Here is a 20,297-nt window from a genome sequence, read left to right as displayed (position 1 = left end):
TATAAAATAAAATTTATGTGTAATATATTTAACAAATAAGTTGAGTATATTACATGAAAATAACCTTACTCATTTCATCCCTGCCAACCCAGAACACGACAACGCGTATGCGAGTTTGGAGAGCACTGAAAGCCAGTGGTGCTGCAACACTACGCGATGGTGTTTATGCTTTACCTAAGCAACATTCAGAAAAGTTTGATGCGATTGCTGAGGATTTAATTACAGAAAATGGCAGTGCCTATCTATTTCAGACCATTGCCGCAGAAAATCTGGATCTGATACAGCTATTTAACCGAAAAGAAGAATACGATGCGCTCTATCAACAACTCACACAACTTCGACAGGAGTTAAATCAGACCAATAAAAAAGAGCTTCTTAAACAGATTCGTAAATTACGTAAACAGCTTGATGCATTAATTGAAATTGACTATTTCCCAACCGAGGCAAAGCAGCAAACTATTCGGGAACTGAATGCGGTTGAACAGAGCATTTTACGTTTTGGCGAAACCGATGAACCCCATGCTCTACACAGTGACATTCAAGTACTACGCAAACAGGACTTTCAGAATAGAATTTGGGCCACAAGAAAACGCCCATGGATTGATCGTTTAGCTTCCGCCTGGCTGATCCAAAATTTTATTGATCCTGATGCAACCTTCATTTGGTTAGACACACCCAACGATTGTCCTGCTACAGCCTTGGGTTTTGATTTTGATGGTGCGAGCTTTAGCCATCTTGATCATTGGGTCACGTTTGAAACCTTATTACACAGCTTTGACCTTTATCAACAATCTGCTTTAAAGCATATTGCGGAAATTGTGCATTTTCTCGATGTCGGTGGTGTGGAGCCACCTGAAGCAATCGGGATTGAAAAAGTCATTCAAGGTTTAAGAGCTAAAATTACGGATGATGATCAGTTACTTGAACTTTCCAATTATGTTTTTGATGGCCTATATACCAATTTTTCTCGAGAATAATCATGCAACAAAAACAAAACCATGTACTCGATCAGCCAATACCCGTTGTCCCTTTCTGGCAGGCTTTTTTATTCTGGCTGAAATTAGGATTTATTAGCTTTGGCGGACCCGCTGGACAAATTGCAGTAATGCATCAAGAACTAGTTGAAAATAAACGTTGGATCTCTGAAAAAAGATTCTTACATGCGCTGAATTACTGCATGTTACTCCCTGGTCCTGAGGCACAACAGCTCGCCACATATATTGGTTGGCTCATGCATCGAACTACGGGTGGGCTTGTAGCAGGCATTCTGTTTGTTCTCCCCTCGTTATTTATCCTGATTACCCTGTCATGGATTTATGTGCAGTTTGGTGATGTCCCCATCATTGCAGGCTTGTTTTATGGGATTAAACCTGCGGTCACGGCAATTGTCTTTCATGCGACTTATCGTATTGGCAGTCGCTCATTAAAGAATCCATTTTTATGGGGTATTGCTGCTGCCGCATTTATTGCCATCTTCATGTTTAATGTCCTTTTCCCCCTGATCGTGTTAGCAGCTGCAATATCAGGCTATGTACTGAGTAAGCAAAAGCCCGATTTATTTACGGCTCAGGCTTCCCATCAAAATAACCACAAAAGTTATGGGACCGCCCTGATTGATGATGATACACCGACGCCGGCCCATGCCATTTTCCGCTGGAGCAACCTCGCCAAAATCCTGATCATTGCTGCGTTCCTATGGTTTGTGCCGATGCTGCTTTTGACTCTAGGATTAGGATGGCAACATGCTTATACTCAAATGGCGTGGTTCTTTAGCAAAGCAGCCTTACTGACCTTCGGCGGTGCTTATGCAGTTCTGCCCTACGTGTACCAAGGTGCAGTCAATCATTATGCATGGCTAAGTCCAACCCAAATGATTGATGGTCTGGCACTCGGTGAAAGTACTCCTGGTCCATTGATTATGGTGGTGGCATTTGTTGGTTTTTTGGGTGCTTATAACCATGCTGTATTGGGTGCTGATCAGCTATTTTTAGCAGGCGCAATGGGTGCGGTGATCGTGACTTGGTTTACCTTCTTATTTTCCTTTGTGTTTATTCTGGCAGGTGCACCAATTATCGAATCTACACATAATGAACTGAAATTTACCGCACCACTTACTGCGATTACCGCTGCTGTGGTCGGGGTAATTTTAAATCTGGCCTTATTCTTTAGCTATCATGTGCTCTGGCCAAATGGTTTTGATCATGCTTTTAATTATGAAGCGGCCTTTATTACCATTGCAGCATTGATTGCTTTATTCAAATTTCAGCTCAATGTGTTATATGTAATTTTTGCATCGGCCTTTTGCGGTCTCATTTTATATATTGGTGCATAATTAAATATATCGAGTAGCTCAAAACGCTACTCGATGAAGTTCTAGCTTAAATATGATGAATTTCGACTGAGGCATGCACAATTTCCTCATGAATCGTCAATTCCGCTTTAACCTGATCAGGATTGAGATCAGTCATGGTGGTTTCCAATCCTAAAATACAAGAGAACTTGCCTTTCCCGACCTTCCATACATGTAGATCAGTAATTTCAACCTGTGCAAACTGGGCAATCACCTCACGTATTTCTTCAACCACAGGATGCCCCATTTCAGCATCCAATAGAGTTTTTCCTGTTTCCTGCATCAGCCCCCAAGACCATTTTGCAACCAGTAATGCGCCGACGATCCCAAGCAAAGCATCTAAGAAATTCCAGCCAAAATATTTGGCCGCAAATAAGGCAATAATCGCGAGCACCGAAGTGACAGCATCAGCAACCACATGTAAAAAAGCTGCTTTTTGATTCAAATCATGATGATGATCATGGCCGTGATGATCTGCGTCACCATGAGAGTGATGATGTGAATGATGGTGATGATGCTCATGTCCCCCATCATGTAGTAACCATGCACACATTAGATTGACGATCAGCCCCACAATCGCAATGGGAATTGCTTCATTAAAATGAATGGTGACAGGATTAAATAAACGCTCAAGTGACTGAATCCCCATCAACAGTGCCACCACCATCAGTAAAATCGCACTGCTATACCCTGCCAAGATTTCAATTTTCCATGTACCGAAGCTAAAGCGTTGATCCTGTGCATAATGTCGCGCCATACGATAGGCAAAATAAGCCAGTCCCAAGGCCAGCATATGTGAACTCATGTGCCAACCATCGGCAAGTAAAGCCATTGAATTAAAAAACCAGCCGCCCAGAATTTCCAAGACCATCATCACTGCGGTCAGAATGGTGGCAATTAAAATTCTTTTTTGAGCCAAGGGATTTCCTTGATCAAACTGATGAGAATGACGTCGTTCTAGGTTACTATGCTGCATTTATTTTAGTCTTCCAATATACTCCCCCTAGTATATATTTTTTTAGGAAAAAAAGTATGTCTCACCTCCATCAAGATAAGAAAATTTTAAATCGTCTTAAGCGGATTCAAGGACAGTTCGCAGCAGTCGAGAAATCAATCACAAATCCTGACAGTTCTTGCATAGAAGTTCTACAGCAGGTAGCAGCAGTCAAAGGTGCGGTAAATGGTTTAATGAACCAATTGATCGAACAACACCTAAAAGAACATGTATTAAAAGGTGCTGATCATGTCGATGAGGAAGAAGTCGAAAAGTTTTTCACCTTATTACAACGCTATCTATAAATACCAAATGGTGTCACTCAATTGTTCAAGCTCGGAATGATCATGACTCACATACAACATTGGGATCTTGATTTCCTGTTTAACGCGTTGAAAAAATGGAATGATCTCGGCTTTATGCGCGGTATCCAGTGCAGACAGTGGCTCATCTAAAAGCAGCAATTGTGGCGAGTACAGTAAGGCTCGTCCTAAAGCCACTCGCTGTTTTTCTCCCCCAGAGAGCTTAATCGGCATACGTTCCAGCAAATGCGCCAATTTCAGCAACTCTACAATATAGTCCACTTCGAACTGACGTTGTTGTGGCGTAATATGCTTAAAACCAAACAGTAAATTCTGTTTGACATTTTTATGTGGGAACAATTGCGCATCCTGAAAGACCAAACCAACACGGCGCTGTTGCGTACTGAGATGAATATTCTGACCTTGATCGAACCAAGTCTGATGCTGAATTTTAATCCAGCCCGATTGAGGTCGGATTAAGCCTGCAATGCTGTGTAATATGGAGGTTTTCCCCGAACCTGAAGCCCCAAATAAACCAATCACCGACTGATCAGATTGAAAGCGTTGATCCAGACAAAATTGCCCTTGCTGTAGCTGTATATGACAATCAATCATGTTGAATATCCACGCTTATTTCTCTGATAACGATTGAACCACTGCGCAAACCATAAGGCAAAGAATGCCACCGATAAAGACAGGATAATCAATCGCCATACCGCGGCTTCGGTATCGGGTTGCTGCATCAAACTATACATTGCCAACGGTAAAGTACGGGTTTCGCCAGCAATATTGCCAACAAAGGTAATCGTTGCACCAAACTCACCTAAACTTCGGCAAAAACATAAAATAGCACCGACCAAAATACCACTACTGGCGAGCGGTAATGTCACCTGCATAAACGCCCCAAAGGAAGATGCACCCAAGGTTTTCGCTGCCAGCTCCAAGCGTTGATCGACCAGTTCAATCGCCAACCGAATCGATTGTACCAATAAAGGAAAGCCCATCACCGCGGATGCCAATACCGCGCCTTTCCAGTTAAAAGCAAACTCTAAACCCAGCGGGGCAAGATATTGCCCCAACAGTCCCCGACTACCAAACAATTGCAGCAATAAGTAGCCGGGCACGACAGGTGGCAAAACCAAAGGTAAGAACACCAAGGTCTCAAATAGTGACTTTCCCCAAAAATCTTTGCGGGCCAATACCCAAGCCACTAAAGTTGCAGGAATTAAGCTAAACACCAGACACGCTGCTGCCACTTTGCAGGACAGCTTGAGAACTTCAATTTCTTCAGGGCTTAAGATCATCATTTAGTTACTGCAACACGCTAAACCCATATTTTTTAAATATCGTTTTTGCCTGTCCGCTTTGTAGAAATTTATAGAATTTGACCGATTCCGCATTCTTCTTGGTTAAACCCACGGGATAAATAATTGGTGGATGCGTATTTTCGGGAAAGATACCCGCCACAACCACATCTTTGCTGATGGCAGCATCCGTCGCATACACAATCCCCACCTGACACTCACCACGCGCTACAAAGTTTAAGGCAGCACGTACATCTTCCGTTTCAACCAATCGTGGTTGAACTTTGTCCCACCACCCTAGTGAGGTCAACGCCTGTTTAGCATATTTCCCGACGGGTACGCTCTTGGTGTCCCCAGTACACAGCTTGCCTTGAATCACTTGAGTTGGATCAAAACTTTTATCCATTTTTAATTTAATCGGACGCTCTTTAGGCGTAATGACAACCAGTCGATTGCCCAGTAAATTCATGCGATCAGTTGGCGCAACCAACTGTTTATTCTGTAAATAGTCCATCCATTGCACATCGGCTGACATAAACACATCAGCAGGCGCCCCCGCCTCAATTTGCTTGGCTAAGGTTGAAGACCCTGCATAAGAGGTTTTGACCTCAATTTTATTTTTTTGCTCATAGATTGCATCGAGTTCATTCACTACATTGGTTAAGCTTGCCGCTGCGTACACTGTAATTGCGTCCGCGGCTACTGCGTGGGTCTGCATCAATAAACTCGCCCCGAAAGCGGCAGCACAGAGATAGGTTTTTTTCATCATTGTTGGCATTGTTTTGTCCTCGAATTTCGATATGTTTTTAAAAATATATCGCTTAATAAAGATACACTAAAAATAACAATTCGCCAGTGTTGTTATCCTTAATCCATCATCTGCGTATTTAGAACCTCAATGATCTAATCATATGTACCATGATCATCATTTGGTGCAAAAAATCAGTGTTTCACCAATTTAGTGCATCTCCATATAAATTCCGACATAAGCGATCAATCAAACATTCACTCAATCGTTATTTACCGAAAAATATAGCGATTAGCCATATTTTGCTTTCCAAAATAAAAAAACGCCTATCCAAACACCAACCAAATGATGCTGAATAGACGCCTTTGTCTATTTCTAAAGATAGCCTAGATCGCTACCCTATTGCTGTTTTAGCAAAAGATATGCCAAATGATTTTTAAGCTTTTACGAGATTTGAAGCTTAAACCATGCCTTAACCTCTAACGGCTAAGTTCTGTTTCGGCAATAATTTACAGCCACAAGATAATGGGTCATTCACTCTAGCGGCGGCTTTACCCATCACTTGCATATTCGGATCACCAGCGACTATCGTCGCCACAGTTTTATGTTTTGGACAAGTAGCCTTATCCCCAACACAAGCAATCGGAATACCTTCTATGAGAAAGCTGCTATTTCCACTGATGACCTGCCCACCACCTGTGGTTGGGCAACCAACAACAATATACGGTGTTGCCATAATCACATCCCTCACATTTGGATTTATGAATGATTAAAGTACTTCAAATTCAATGCGGCGGTTTTTCTTACGACCGTCTGCAGTCGCATTATCTGCAACAGGTTGACTTGAACCTTTACCTTCGGTATTTAAACGATCTGCAGCAATACTTTTACTGACTAAGTAACTTTGTACCGCTGCAGCACGTTGCTGACTTAATACCGTATTCTTATTGGCATCACCAGAGCTATCGGTATGCCCAATAATTTTGACTTTCTTGCCACCCACCTTATTTAACGCCACTGCCATTTCATCCAGAATCTGTTGTCCTGCCGCAGTCAAAATGGCACTACCTGATTCAAATTCAATGATTCGGTTCTTCAAAGCATCGTCAATGATTTTTTGCTCGGCCTGATTCACTGAAAGTTGTGCATTGAATCGATACGGTTGTTGGACCAAAGCCTGAAAACTGCTGGTGGTCGGCTGAATCTGATTTGGGTCGGTCATTTTACCGGTTAAATCGACCTGAGTTCCTTTCACTCTCAGTTGCCCTTGTGAAATCTTCTTTAGATCAGGAGTGATGACACGGGTCACTGAATCACTCCAGCCGCTCGGCGCTGAAACTGGGCGCACCTGAATTTTGTCCACGACTTGATCTACACCATAAACAGACTGCATTTTGACCAAGATTGCCTGCTTGCTCTCCTCATTGGGCACTACACCCTCCACCACAATCGGTGCAGCGTGGACTAGATGGCTTTGACCTATAACACATAAGCCAAACAGTAAACTTGCCCAGATAGATTTCGGATTATTTCTCATATTCATTCATCTAAAAAAGTTTGTCTGAACAGCTTCAAACCTTGGTTAAGGCTCAACTGACGCTGACAAAGTGATTGTTCGAGTGTAGCAAGGCCTGCATTCTGCTCCAGATAGGCATCAATCCATTGTGCTTGGATTAAGGATACCCAGTGCTCGCTCTGCATGTTTTGAGTAAAAATATCGCTGAGCGCCATGATATCCGCGCCTTGAAAACCAATGAACAATATCGGCTCCTCACGATGCAAGATGCCAATCAGGATTTCAGTATTATTGATGCCTAAGAAGCGTCCAATCATCCCGACCCAAAACGCTGCGATTTCATAGCAGTACATCGCGTTATTGATCGGTAGGATCAGCACCTTATTCAAACGACTGGTACCATTTTTTAAGATTGGTTGCAGTAAAAGTCCCAATCCGATCATGCTCTGTGCCAGTTCATAGACATTGATTTTCATCAATTGGGCAAAGGAATGCATGGTGTGATTTTCATAAAAACCATTACATTCTTCGGCAGTGAAAATCTGAACCACATTCGGTAGGTTATTCAGCTTTTCCAGCATAATATTGGTATCACGAATACTACGTAATACCCGATTGCGCTGAAATAAATCGACCAAAACTGACTTGTAGTAAAACGGCGCCAATAATAAATTTTGATAAGGCTGCTCAACTTCAAGCAATTGACTCAATACCATCGGAAATGCGCGCCCAGAGCTGTCTTGGCTGGCAATTAAATTGGCAGCCAAAAACATCGACTCGGCAGGATTGGCAATAAAAAAATCCAAAGAAGGCAAAGACTCATAACGCTGCTTAAACTCAGGGACGCGCATGGCATGTTCAAGTGCTTCTGTAATCCACTGATCAAGTACCTGGATTAATGCGTATTGCCCTTTGGATTTCAGAAAGTCACCACGAGCGGGTGTCTTTCCGTAGTACAAAGCTGTCGTTTTTACTTGTTGCATCCAAGCACCTCCTGCTGTTCCCTGATCATCCCTAACATTACGGCGTTACTCCTGGCTGGGCAGGCGCTGGCGTTTGTGGTTTTGGAGCGACAGCTGCTACAGCCCCCGCAGGTGTCGCTTGCGCAGAGACCACACGTACCGCTTTCTCTGTCACCACTTTATCCACCAGTTGCAAGCCTGCATAACCACGGCTAGAGCCAATACTGCCTGAGCTATTACCACTAATGAGTCGGAAATTCACTTTCAGTGTTAAAGATGGTTCAGCTTTGCTGGTCCATGTCATTTCAAAACTACCATTTTGTTCTTTACGCTGCGCTGCATCGATCAAACGGTTAATCCCATATTCACCTGGCTCTTCAAAAATCGTATGGGTTTTGCCTTCCAAATCAACTGCCGTGATGCGTGCGCCTGGAACTGCTCCCTGATTTGGCCAAACAAAGTTCACCCATTGTTGAACTCCATTTTCAAACACCATGCGCTGACCATCAATATCAATGGTATACGATAGGTATTGCGGGTTCGGTAATGGATAGAACTGGAAGTTGGACTGATTGGATACAGGTGCAGCCGCAGGTTGATCGAGGCTGCCTGTTGCCATGCCATTGATCGGTGCCACATATTGCTGGAATGCCACCACAAATTGTGGATTTAGGCTAATGCCTAAGTCTTTCCATGTTTTCGAGGTCAAGACATAACCACGGCGAATCACAAATGGATCTAAAGCTTCTTTTACAAAGCGTGCAATGCTACCGGTCTCACCAAAGATTTGACCAATTTCACTACTGGTGGCCTGTAAAGTCACACCCGAATTAAATGGATATTTCTGGCTCAAATTGGTTTTAAATGGTTGATACGCTTGAATACCCCACAATTTATTCAACTCATCCTGAGTCGGCACAATCAAGCTAGCAAATGATTGTGTCAGTGGTGTCATCAACAATTTTTGTAATACCTGTTGATCGGTGTCTTTCAGACCCACCATCATCTTTTCATCCACATATTTCTGTGTGGTATTAAAGACTGAAGTTTGATCATTAATAGTCTGTTTCACCAAAGCCATAGCACTTGGACCAATCTCACCTGCTGTTTTCAGATCATTGAACTTACTACGCACTTGGGCAAGATTATTCATGTACTCATCGAATAAGGACTTATCTTGTAAATCATCGCGCTTGCGTACCAATTGATAGAACATTTGATATTCTTGCGAAATTGCACCTTGGGCACGATCCATCGCTTGAGCCGCTGCTCTATCATCTGAATTGTTTAGAACTTTACGTTTAAACCAAGCGACAAAGCCTTTTTCAGGAACAGCCAGTTCAGCCTGTACAATTGGATTATCCCAGTTGGTTTCAATTGCAATGCGTTGTAATAAAGTACGAATTGGTGAATTTTGTGGTTCGCCTAAAACATCAATACTCTTCACTTGCTGAGCAAATTGATCGTTTTTGGCATAATAAATGCCGTTCAGGAATTTTTTCCATTCCGCCACATATTCTTGCTTATACAATGCGACCAATTGTTTGCGGATTTGTTCTGGGCTACCAGAGAAGGTTAAATCATCCGATTGACGACTATTCAATACCCAATCTTTGCTGTCTGTTGGCTTATTCGCAGCTTCATCAATTGCCTTTTCAACATACTCATCCCATGCCTTTTGCGTAAACACACCCGGTAATGCATAGCTACCTAAAACAATGGCACGGTTTTGTTCACCCACAATTTGCCCAACCGTGACTGCTGGGAAGCGTACCGCTGCACGCATCTTAATCTCGTTATAGACACGGTCACGTGCGGGCATACCACGAATCACTGACAATAAAACTTGACGGGTTTGATCGACCACTTGGGCATCGGTTTCAAGTACAGGGAAGCCGTCTTGATTGGCCAAAGTCATGGTATAAGAAAGGATCTTCTCTGCATCCTGAATCATCTCACCACGCGGCATTTGTCCACGATTGGCATCCAGCCAAGAACGCCAGAAACGAGACACTTGATCACTTAAATGACTGGTATCCATATATTCATGGTTACTCATCATCAAATAGGCTTTTAATGCGTTATAAGCATCTTGTGGATTGCTATCCGAAGGCTCTAAATACTGCTGTGTTTTCGCAACTTGTTTGATTTCAACATTGACGTGATTGGCTTTTAAAGTTGCCTCGTTGTTTTTAACACGCTGTAAATATTGCGCAATATTTTGCTGTGTCGGGGTCAGAACAATTTGCTTGATCCCTTTCAAATACTCGGCTTTTAAGCTCTCGCGTAATTGATTGCCTTGGTAAAGGCCAAAGCTGAATTTAAGCGGGCGATGCTCATCAAACTCATCCAGCTGTTGCAAGCGTTCTTGCAGAATCAATAAGGCTTCGAGTTGAGTGGATAATTGCTGCCCAGAGGTTTTTTCCAGATGCACCACTTTATCTAAGTCAGCCTGTACATCCGCAATCAACTGCTGGTTATTGCGATATGACCAGACCCAAACGCCCAAGACCAAAGAAACCCCAACCAATGCCGCAATAAAGCCAATATAACGCTGGCGTTTTTTGGCAGGATTGATGTGCTGTTTCACCAGATCTTTATCTCGTAAAATCACATTAGAGAATAGACCTTGTAAGAAATAACCATGGTTGGGTGCAAGCGAAGCATTTACGCTGTCTTGTCCATTGCCCTGAACTTGCTGCAGTTGAAACTCTTGCGCAATGTTCTCCGTCATTGGGCTTTCAATCACACCTTCTTGTAAGGCACTGGTAAAATAGAAACCACGGAAAATCGGTTGGAACTGGTATGGGTTATCTTCAAATAATGTGCCGACAAAACTTTTTAGCGCAGGTTTGAGTGTTTTAAATTCCAATGGGAAGGTCATGACACTTGGCGAAATATTCTGCGAATGGCGACGACTTAAATGCGTAGTACTGACACTTTTTAAACCGTCATAAAGAATGCTGTAATGTTTTTCGAATAATTCCACTGCATTCTGGGACGAGTTCTGCTCATAAGGTAAGGTTGCACCCCATGCCTGATTATATTCTTGCGACTCATAGCAATCAAAAAACTCCGTAAAGCCTGCAATCAAGTCCATTTTAGAAAAGACCAGATAAACAGGAACCACGACCTCAAGTTTTTCCGTTAAGTCTTGAATTCGAGCGCGCAGATTTTTGGCTAATTTTATTGAGTTCTCAGGACTCTGGCTGATCAATTCAGCAATACTAACAATCAGGACCAAACCATTAACAGGTGCTTTGGAACGATTTTTCTTTAAAATATTTAAAAAGCCCAACCATTCAGAATGATCTTCGGAATAAACCGAATAACGCCCTGCGGTATCCAGTAAAATCCCTTCTGTAGAAAAAAACCAATCACAGTTTCGTGTTCCACTTAAACCTGCTGAAACCATTTTCTGATGGGTTTCTTCAAAGGGAAACTTCAAACCAGAATTATAGATCGCAGAACTTTTACCCGCAGCTGGATTACCAATCACCATATACCAAGGTAATTCGTACAATGCAGCATTGCCCTTTTTATCACCCAATTTAGATTTACGAATCAATTGAATTGATTCTTTCATCTGCTGCTGAATTAACTGTAGCTCGGCTTTGTCTTTGTGTTGACCATATTCAGCTTGGCTGTCTTGCTCAATCGCATTGGCCAGTTCTTCACCTTGTTCAGCGTGGCGTTTTCTTTGAATCAGCCAATAGATACCATAGACGATTAAACCCAATACATAGGTCGCTGCCAATGCCCAAAAGATATGCCGAGGAATAGACGAGTATGAAGAAATCAGTGCCACGAATAAGGATAAAGCAATAATAGCTTTAGGATTCGTGATGTACTGCCACAGATAACCTAAAATGATATACATTGAGTTCTCGAATTCTTAATAAAGTTAATTAATCAGCAATTGCTACACTTTCCTGATCTGGTGTGATCTCAGGAACAGCTTGGATAAATGCTTGTAAATTTTGTCCATAAACAAAGGCAACCTCTGACTCAGAAAAATGTGCCCCCAACATTAATCCAAACAGTTTTGCCACGTTTTGGGTGTGTCCAAAAATAGGTTTGCAGTACAAATAATGGTGTGCCTCGACTGGACTTTGCTTAAAAAACTGTTCCAATTTTTTGGACACCTTGACATCAGCACCATCCTCAACCACCAATACAAAAGGTTCTTCAGCCTGATACTGGGGTAAATCATCAATTCCCAGCTCTTTGAAAATTTGATCGATATTATTTTGATTACTGACCAGCTTAAAGGTCTTCTCGGGTTGTAACTGTTCTAGCTGCACCGCAAGATTCGCCAGACAACTACTGCTTACAAATTCCGCAGGAATATAAGCACTTGCTCCCCAAGATTTTTCATCAATAATTTCTTGATCAATTTCTGAATCTGCCGCAATGATCAATGAAATTTCATGGGCTTGGTTTTGAATCCGCTCAAGCAACTCCAGCAGATGTTGCTCAGTCGATGCCGCACTGAGGTAGTGATATTCAATATGGAACTTTTGGGGAATGATGCCAAGATCGTAAAAAATGGCCTGAATACTTTCATTGCTACTCAGGTCATTCCAGGTATGCACCACATCTTCAGACAATAAAATGTGCAGATTTAACTTATCCAAACGATAGACCTGTTCCACCTGAATCGATTCATGCGCTTCATCATCCGAAAAGCCTGGATCAATCCACGCAGGGTGCATCCGGTATTCATGTAGGTTTTGACTTTCATAAAACAAACTAGACCGCTTTAAGTGGTCTGAAATCGAAGCCAAAAGTTCCGTGTGCTGTTCAATTTGTTGATGGATCAGCGCCATGATGCGTTGCTGTCGAACCGACAAGAACTGCAATTCCTCATCATCCTCGCTTTGGACCTGTTGATCTAAGTCTGCAATGCGATAAGAAAGAATAGGGATGCCATGAAAATTCACCAGATCCTGATCTAACTGGGGACTGGTAAACTGCTTGATTCCCTCCAAAATCGAATCATTTTCACCCAGTGCACTATATGCGCCTGCCGCATAAAGATTCAGTGTTAACCACTTACTCTCCAGTACAATCGGCTGTGACTCGGTTGAGCTCTGCTCTGCATTTTGTTCAGCCTGCAAAGCGTGTTGCTTTTTTTCTTTATAATGTTGATATGCCTTATAGATCAGCCAAGGTGACAGTAACACCAAGGTCATCACGACTGGCAAAATCAGGAAATAATTAATTAAATCGGCAGATTCTGGTTGGTATTGAATATCACGCCAGTAATAAACCACCACCAAGCCGACCAAGATAAAACAACTGATGAGTGTGGCTAAAATTTTCTTCACCATTATGCGGCTCCTAAAAGTGCATAACGTGTTTCCGTGTTATGTTGTAATTGTTCGGATGGCATTAAAAATGCCCCTTGGCCCAGACCTACCTGATGCCCAGAATTCAAACAGATTGGATTGATTTCACGTTTATCCAAAATCAAACGTACATCAATAAACAGTGTTGGGCTGCACCATGTCTGGATCAAGTGCTTTAACTTTTTATTCAAAGGCTGATCAGGTAGAAAAGCTAAATATTGTTCTCTAGGTAATGGCCCAATTTGAATCTCGATTTTGCCATCAATTTGCTGGACCGTATCGCCACAGAAGGTATTCACACCCAGTAGGCTTGGATTGCTACCGCCTAGGCTGGTCTTCTGTTCATCAGCCAGATGAAAGGTTTCTTTGACAAATTCTTGGATCTGAACCTGTTGATTAAACACACATGACAACACTGTTTTTAACGCATGCGCGGTATTGTTTTGCCCCTGCATCAAACCAGAAAATTCGGCAAAATACTCATCTAGATCTTGTTGTTGATGCTGAGAACGAATATAGCCATTTAAGGCATGCAGAATGTCCAGATAATGATTGTCTTGTTCAATCTCATAACGCACTGCCAAGTTATAGGCTAAGCTGGCATCAACATATTTGGCCGTCAGCTTATGATTGAACAGACCTAAAAACTCTTTAATCTCGAGTCGCTGCTGTCGGCTACTTTGTTTTAATTTATTGGTATAAGTATAAGGCAGCGCCCCTTGTGTTCCTGTGAGTCCTACCACCAGATTGGTTAAATAGACACGCTGATCTTGATAACTGAGTTCTTCAATTTCAGTCGCAGGGAAACTTAAACTAAATGAGGTGCCAAATTTAAAATCTTCAGACCAACCCTGTACTTGAGATGCCTGTGGATGATGGCGTAACAAGCGTGTGGATTGAATAAATTCAAATGAACCTGACTTTTTAAAAACTTGGTCGACTACAGAAGAGTCTTGCCACCAACGTTCTGTACGCATTGGTATATCTCCTGCTGGTTAAGACTGTCTTTGACGACCACATCAACAAAACTATTGATTTGAACCTTTAAATTGAAAATATGGCTTAATAACTGGCTAAAAATATAGAGACTATGTCCACGGAAAACGCTCTTATTCACCGAGAGCTCAGCCTTAACCCCACGAATAAACATCGGGAAAGGTTTTGCATTCATCAATTTATTGGTGGTTGAGAAGTTGAGCTGTTTCAATGCATCAATCAACAAAATGTTTTCTTTGGAATGCGGTAAGTTATATAAAGCCAAAAGCTCCTTCACATGACTCAGTGCATCCCCTTTCATCAATGCCAAGGTATTCAACGAAAGATGCGAAATAATGCGCCATTGCTCATTGCTGTTTTTATCAAAATGAAAAGGCGATGTCGGACGCTTTAAAATCAAGGCACGTCTTGCCAAACTACTGTCATTTAAATTCAGAATATTATTGCTCTGACTTAATGCTTCATGTGGCAAATCACCATTGGAGCACAGCAACCGCGTACTAATAAAATCGGATTTGATTTCATAAGGTTTCAAATGCTTGGAAACAATCGAATAACCCATTTGCATGATTTTCGTCTGCGAAGGCAGATAATTTAAAGAATAGAAAAATTGAACCTTATCATTGTGATAATGACTCATTGCAAAAAAAGGCAATACAGGAAGATGCGTTTGCTCTTGATTGGTCTTTTCACGCACCATATTCATCTCAAGGATAGAATAGACTTGATACAACTCAGGATGATGCGCATCCGTGACCAATGGATATTGTAATTGGGTATGTGAAATCTTTTGCGGTTCGGCCTGCTTTTCAAACAGATTAATTGCCGGTGTGGTAAATAATTTAAAGTTGGCTATATTGAGCTCGGAATAATTACGGACCACGGCTTGATCATTCAAATTAAGTTTGAGATGGATCAAAATTTCAAAGCTGTTGTGCTGCTGCAATAATCCTTTGAGGACACTCAAATCCAAATTTAAGTAATTAAACTTCTCAGGGAAACAAAAATATTCCATCAATAAACGATAGGCATGATGGGTATGCTGATCAATCGGCAATAAACTTTCTTGTTCACTAAAGCCCATCACCTCAAAAGGATTACTTACCTCAATGACGCGCTGCCCTACCCGAATTGCAAAACCCGTATCTTTACGGAAAATACTATCCAAAACTTGCAGTGGAAAATTTGAAATAGCATCTAAATAGATCGGTAATTTTTCATCCAAAATCCATTGTTGGGCATCATTAAAGATTTCAAATTTCAAACTCAAGGTCGCATTTTGATTCAAATGCATATGCGTGCTAGGCGAAGTTTGAAACTCCAAATGCGTCAATGCGATCGGTAATAATCGAACCTCATTACTGGTGTTAAACTCGCATTGCACGCCTTTAAAACTACGTGACTTCAACGCTGTTTTTTGTGGAATCAAATGTACTGCAGTTAATTGTTTAAGTTTATTGGTATCTTCAAAACTGACCACAGTACAGGCTGGAAAATGACGCAAATATTGCGGGAACATCACCTCAAATAAAGAATGAGTAAACAGCTCATAGCTATCGGCTAATTTTTTATCAATACGCGCAGCAATCAGGGAAAAGGCCTGAATTAAGCGTTCAATATGCGGGTCATCAATTTGTTCTTGGTTGAGTGATAGACGTTGCGCAATCTTTGGATATTTCTGCGCGAACTCTCGAGATTGTTGACCGAATTCTTGTAGTTGTTTTTCATAATACGGTAAAAGTTGCTCTATCACTGTTCGCTCACACTAAGTTCTGGCAGAAATAACATATTGTTGTGTTGTTGGTTTGAGTAAAGCATCGAAAAAAACAGGTTCATATAAGGGGTGGATATTTAAGTAAGCCTGAATACTTAAACATAGCGATCCCATATTATGCCCATCTAATAGCATCTCAACTTTGATCTGCCGCAATCTTGGCTCATGTGCTGCAATAGACTGCTCAATCGATTGACAAATTTTATCTCGATCCAATGGATTCGCCGTCGACAAGCCTACGAAATCGATAATTCCGAACTGCAAAATTGATTTTTTTGCCAGCGGAAATTCATCCATATCTCGATCAAATTGTGCGATCCGACTATTCAACAAGTCTTCCAAATCACGAGCAACAGACTCTCGTAACTGCTGAATCGACATCCCTCTTAAATAATCTTCTTGCTCTGGTACTAAACGATCAAATAATGTTGATCTGAATCCATAAGGATATAGATGATCTAAATTCATTTTTATAAGAACAGCATCTTGGAAAAATAGAGGCTAATAGGCACCTATTAACCTCTATCAGAAAATCACGATACTGATTACGCAGCGTATGAAGCTGTGTTATTAGAAAGTGACCATTTCTTAGTAACAGCACCTTTCGCAGTACCGTTAATGTCTTGTTGGTTAAAAGTCCACTCAACAGCAGCGTATTTCAAACCAAATGTTTCTGTTGGAACACCTTCTTCGTTTACAGTCGGCGTTACGCTAGAAACAAGAACGTGTTTCAATTTGATTTGTAAGTATTTGATGCGCTTATCACCATTTGCACGGTAGTAATCGATCTGTACTTCATCAAATGTATAACCTGCAGAACAAGCTTCCCAAAGTTTAGGACTAGTTGCATCCAAATCTTTAACGAAGATCATGTCTGAGTGCTCAACACGTTCAGCAGTATGGCCACCTACGCTACTAGAAGTCGCAGATTTAGGTTGACGAATGTTATGAGACCAAGAGTTAACTTCTAGCCAACCTTTGTGTTCAGAATCGCGAGATTCTCCGTCTACCTTGTACTTACCACGAAACTCAACATATATATCTTTCATTTAAAAATTACCTCTATTTTATTTAAAGTTATTATCTAGCTGATCTCATTGTTAATTTGAGGACTGAGGTAGTTCAGTCACGAGTCGTAAAGAAACAGACAACTCATCCAGCTGGAAATGTGGTCTTAAGAAAACCACAGACTTGTAGTGACCCGGTTGAGCTGGATCTTCTACAACTTTTACAGATGCCTCACGAAGCGGATATTGTGCTTTTGCTTCTTGAGATGCACCATCATCTAGCAAGACATATTGCGAGAGCCATTCATTTAAAAATGCTTCGACATTGCCTGCAGATGCAAAACTTCCCACTTTGTCACGCATCATTGCTTTTAAGTAATGTGCAATGCGCGATACCGCCATGATGTATTGGATTTGGCTAGAAAGTGCAGAGTTTGCATTCGCCGTATCACTGTCATATTTCTTTGGTTTTTGAGCAGACTGCGCACCAAAGAAGGCTGCGTAATCTGTGTTCTTGCAGTGAACCAATGGAATAAAGCCAAGGTCGCTGAGTTCTTTTTCACGACGGTCTGTAATGGCAATTTCAGTTGGGCATTTAAACACCACTTCACCATCTGAGGTTTTAAAGGTGTGTACTGGCAAGCCTTCAACTAAACCACCGCCCTCAACACCACGAATCGCAGCACACCAACCATGCATATCAAACGCGTTGGTTAAACGTGTTCCGAATGCATAAGCGGCATTCATCCACAGATAATCATCATGGTTTTCGCCAGAAACATCTTCAACGAAGTTAAAGCCTTCAGTTGCAGTGCCTTCTTTCGGATGGTACGGCAAGCGGCCTAAGACGTGTGGCATGGTCAATGCAACATAACGAGAATCTTCACTGTCACGGAAAGAACGCCATTGCACGTATTCAGCTGTTTCAAAGATTTTTGAAACATCACGTGGACGATCAATATCAGTGAACGATTCAAGACCAAGAATGCTTGGGCTTGCTGCCGAAACAAATGGCGCATGTGCTGCTGCAGCAACATGAGAAATTTGTTCCAATAAATACATATCTGACGGTGTACGATCGAACTCGAAATCACCAATCAACGCTGCATAAGGTGCACCACCAAATGAGCCATATTCTTCTTCATAAATCTTTTTAAACAAGGTGCTTTGATCAAAATCTGTTGCACCTTGGAAGTCTTTCACCAACTCTTTTTTCGTCGTATTCAACATACGAATTTTAATCATTGAGTTAGACGGTGTTTCTTGGCAGAAATAATAAAGACCACGCCATGTCGATTCGATTTTTTGGAATTGCTCATGGTGCATAATTTCACTCAATTGATTTGAAATTAATGCATCAATTTCCGCAATACGCTTATCAATTGACAAGGTCATATTTTCAGAAACAGTAATGGTTCCTGCCATGACTTCTTTTGCCAACTCACCAATTAAGCTTTTTGCACGAACATGCTCATCGTCATTACGGGCAATACGGCTTTGCTCAACAATTGAGTCCAACAAATTTGCTGATTCAGCTTCAACACTCGCTGCAGCGGCTGCTTGTAAATTACTCATTTTCAGCCTCCGCACTGAGTTGGCGAACTTGATCGGTATTTTTTAATACTTCATCCAGCAAATCTTCTAAACGTTCGCTGTTTGAAATCTTATTACGTAAATCGGTCAAACGTTCACGTGCTGCAACCAGCTTACGTAATGGATCTACTTGTTGAACTACTTGCTCTGGGCGGAAGTCTTCCATTGAGTTGAAAGTAAGGTCAACCGACATGCGCCCACCTTCTTCCGTCAAAGTATTTTCAACTTGGAAAGCCGCACGCGGAGCCAAAGATTCCATCACTTCATCAATGTTATCTAAATCAACATTGATAAATTTTTTGTCTTTCAATTTGGTCTTTTCTAGCTCTGATGCAGCGGAGAAATCCCCCATCACACCCACAACAAAAGGGAGTTCTTTTGACTCTTTACCATCACCAACTTCGACATCATATGTCAGCTGTACACGAGGGGGACGTATGCGTTGCAGTTTCTTCTGTACGCTTTCTCTCTTTGCCATAACTTTTCACCCTTGATTATTATTTCAACGAATCGAATGGATTCGAACCTGCCTTTTGAACAGTATTTGCTTGTTTGCTAACTGTTGGTGTTACAGCCGTTTGACGTTTCACCGGTGCAACTGTTTGAGTAACAGTACTACGTGTTGGTTGGGTTGTACGTACTTTTCTGTTCGTTGTGCGTCGCGTTGTGTTATTGGTCGACGTATTTCGCATCTCATTTTTGACTGACTCATCGGTGATCGCCTTGCTCGTTGAGGTATCTGGAGCAGGTAAAGCAACACGGATGCTGTCACTGAGCTGTTTTGCTGGTGGATAAGTGAGTTCATTACTCAAATAGCGCATTTCGCTTGAGCGCATATGTTGCAATGCTTCATTGGCAATTTGAACACTGGCTAAAAAAGTAACATCCGTTAAAGTAGCACCGCGTACATTTTGCTCTTGTAACTGCGTTGCCAGTTTTAAAGCATTCATCGGTTGCTTTAATTCATACATACGCATTGCTGCTTGAGCCAATAAATCGTTTACACGCGAAGCATTATCTTTGTCACAAACTTGTTGATAAATATCTAATAAAGCATGATCCGTTTGGTTTACTGCCAACGGATTCTGTTTTAGACATTTACTTTTTAACTTAATTGGTTTTATTTCTTTATCATCAGCAAAAGCCGAATTACCGATTAAACCTGCTGTTATACAAAGAATTGATATTACAATACCTTTTTTCAAAATATGCCTCGTCATTATTTAACTTATAATTGAAGAGCTGACAATTATTGTTAAAAAACCCTCTTACTCGTCAATTTTTGTACATTTACATCATTTCCGCGAATTTAACAAAAAAAACACATACAAAGTCAATACTAGTTACGTTTATTAACATTATTAAATTTTAATGACAGACATTCCTGTAAAAAAAAAATT

At 41.5% G+C, this 20,297-nt stretch carries 19 protein-coding genes; 3 read left to right on the top strand and 16 right to left on the bottom strand.

Features of this window, described 5'->3' with window-relative positions; genetic code table 11:
• The first annotated feature begins 53 nt into the window (after positions 1-53).
• Together MN869_RS15105 and chrA are read left to right on the top strand one after the other, a co-directional pair.
• Entirely contained in the window at positions 54-977 is a 924-nt protein-coding gene (locus MN869_RS15105; protein ID WP_033133135.1) for a chromate resistance protein ChrB domain-containing protein, read from the top strand.
• Positions 978-979: 2 nt separating this feature from the next.
• The gene (gene chrA / locus MN869_RS15100; protein WP_033133136.1) at positions 980-2,332 is read left to right on the top strand and encodes a chromate efflux transporter; all 1,353 of its coding nucleotides are present in this window, start codon (positions 980-982) and stop codon (positions 2,330-2,332) included.
• A 46-nt stretch (positions 2,333-2,378) separates the two neighbouring features.
• Here chrA and dmeF read toward each other — a convergent pair whose 3' ends face one another.
• Positions 2,379-3,326, bottom strand: coding sequence for a CDF family Co(II)/Ni(II) efflux transporter DmeF (gene dmeF / locus MN869_RS15095; RefSeq protein WP_033133137.1), 948 nt, complete (start codon positions 3,324-3,326; stop codon positions 2,379-2,381).
• 56 nt (positions 3,327-3,382) lie between these two features.
• On the opposite strand from dmeF, the gene MN869_RS15090 reads away from it, so the two are divergent.
• The gene (locus MN869_RS15090) at positions 3,383-3,649 is read left to right on the top strand and encodes a metal/formaldehyde-sensitive transcriptional repressor (RefSeq protein WP_004805533.1); all 267 of its coding nucleotides are present in this window, start codon (positions 3,383-3,385) and stop codon (positions 3,647-3,649) included.
• Here the strand turns inward: MN869_RS15090 and MN869_RS15085 are convergent.
• The 15 genes from MN869_RS15085 to MN869_RS15015 all read right to left on the bottom strand — a co-directional run bounded on the left by MN869_RS15085 (position 3,644) and on the right by MN869_RS15015 (position 20,102).
• Positions 3,644-4,261: an ATP-binding cassette domain-containing protein gene (locus tag MN869_RS15085; RefSeq protein ID WP_033133138.1), complete on the bottom strand. Its 618-nt coding sequence runs from the start codon at positions 4,259-4,261 to the stop codon at positions 3,644-3,646. The two genes, MN869_RS15090 and MN869_RS15085, sit on opposite strands and share 6 nt — an antisense overlap.
• The gene (modB, locus tag MN869_RS15080; RefSeq protein ID WP_033133139.1) at positions 4,258-4,953 is read right to left on the bottom strand and encodes a molybdate ABC transporter permease subunit; all 696 of its coding nucleotides are present in this window, start codon (positions 4,951-4,953) and stop codon (positions 4,258-4,260) included. The genes MN869_RS15085 and modB overlap by 4 nt, the downstream gene beginning before the upstream one ends.
• A 4-nt stretch (positions 4,954-4,957) precedes the next feature.
• Positions 4,958-5,728 carry a molybdate ABC transporter substrate-binding protein gene (gene modA / locus MN869_RS15075; protein ID WP_033133140.1) on the bottom strand — a complete coding sequence of 257 codons (771 nt, stop codon included), beginning with the start codon at positions 5,726-5,728 and terminating at the stop codon, positions 4,958-4,960.
• Between the two features lie 442 nt (positions 5,729-6,170).
• Positions 6,171-6,434, bottom strand: a complete 264-nt coding sequence (locus MN869_RS15070; protein WP_004654745.1) for a PAAR domain-containing protein — start codon at positions 6,432-6,434, stop codon at positions 6,171-6,173.
• 33 nt (positions 6,435-6,467) lie between these two features.
• Positions 6,468-7,241 carry an OmpA family protein gene (locus MN869_RS15065; protein WP_243308541.1) on the bottom strand — a complete coding sequence of 258 codons (774 nt, stop codon included), beginning with the start codon at positions 7,239-7,241 and terminating at the stop codon, positions 6,468-6,470.
• Positions 7,238-8,197 carry a type VI secretion system-associated protein TagF gene (gene tagF, locus MN869_RS15060; protein ID WP_033133142.1) on the bottom strand — a complete coding sequence of 320 codons (960 nt, stop codon included), beginning with the start codon at positions 8,195-8,197 and terminating at the stop codon, positions 7,238-7,240. The genes MN869_RS15065 and tagF overlap by 4 nt, the downstream gene beginning before the upstream one ends.
• Before the next feature lie 37 nt (positions 8,198-8,234).
• A complete protein-coding gene (gene tssM, locus MN869_RS15055) occupies positions 8,235-12,056 on the bottom strand; it encodes a type VI secretion system membrane subunit TssM (protein ID WP_033133143.1) in 3,822 nt (1,273 codons plus the stop codon).
• Between the two features lie 28 nt (positions 12,057-12,084).
• Entirely contained in the window at positions 12,085-13,509 is a 1,425-nt protein-coding gene (locus MN869_RS15050; RefSeq protein ID WP_033133144.1) for a hypothetical protein, read from the bottom strand.
• On the bottom strand, positions 13,509-14,504 hold the full coding sequence (tssG, locus tag MN869_RS15045) for a type VI secretion system baseplate subunit TssG (RefSeq protein WP_033133145.1): 996 nt from the start codon (positions 14,502-14,504) through the stop codon (positions 13,509-13,511). The genes MN869_RS15050 and tssG overlap by 1 nt, the downstream gene beginning before the upstream one ends.
• The gene (tssF, locus tag MN869_RS15040; protein WP_033133146.1) at positions 14,468-16,276 is read right to left on the bottom strand and encodes a type VI secretion system baseplate subunit TssF; all 1,809 of its coding nucleotides are present in this window, start codon (positions 16,274-16,276) and stop codon (positions 14,468-14,470) included. The genes tssG and tssF overlap by 37 nt, the downstream gene beginning before the upstream one ends.
• 12 nt (positions 16,277-16,288) lie before the next feature.
• Complete coding sequence (gene tssE, locus MN869_RS15035) at positions 16,289-16,765, bottom strand: type VI secretion system baseplate subunit TssE (RefSeq protein ID WP_004654759.1); 477 nt, start codon at positions 16,763-16,765, stop codon at positions 16,289-16,291.
• A gap of 77 nt (positions 16,766-16,842) precedes the next feature.
• Complete coding sequence (locus MN869_RS15030) at positions 16,843-17,346, bottom strand: type VI secretion system tube protein Hcp (protein ID WP_243308538.1); 504 nt, start codon at positions 17,344-17,346, stop codon at positions 16,843-16,845.
• A gap of 51 nt (positions 17,347-17,397) precedes the next feature.
• Positions 17,398-18,879, bottom strand: a complete 1,482-nt coding sequence (gene tssC, locus MN869_RS15025) for a type VI secretion system contractile sheath large subunit (protein ID WP_005190398.1) — start codon at positions 18,877-18,879, stop codon at positions 17,398-17,400.
• Positions 18,872-19,375 carry a type VI secretion system contractile sheath small subunit gene (tssB, locus tag MN869_RS15020; protein ID WP_004805522.1) on the bottom strand — a complete coding sequence of 168 codons (504 nt, stop codon included), beginning with the start codon at positions 19,373-19,375 and terminating at the stop codon, positions 18,872-18,874. The genes tssC and tssB overlap by 8 nt, the downstream gene beginning before the upstream one ends.
• Before the next feature lie 19 nt (positions 19,376-19,394).
• Positions 19,395-20,102 (bottom strand): hypothetical protein, encoded by a 708-nt coding sequence (locus MN869_RS15015; RefSeq protein WP_033133202.1) that lies wholly within the window; start codon positions 20,100-20,102, stop codon positions 19,395-19,397.
• Between the last annotated feature and the right edge of the window lie 195 nt (positions 20,103-20,297).

It is taken from the genome of Acinetobacter sp. NIPH1876 (assembly GCF_022808535.1).
GTDB classification, from domain to species: domain Bacteria; phylum Pseudomonadota; class Gammaproteobacteria; order Pseudomonadales; family Moraxellaceae; genus Acinetobacter; species Acinetobacter higginsii.
This window is presented reverse-complemented; position numbering and strand designations above follow the sequence as displayed.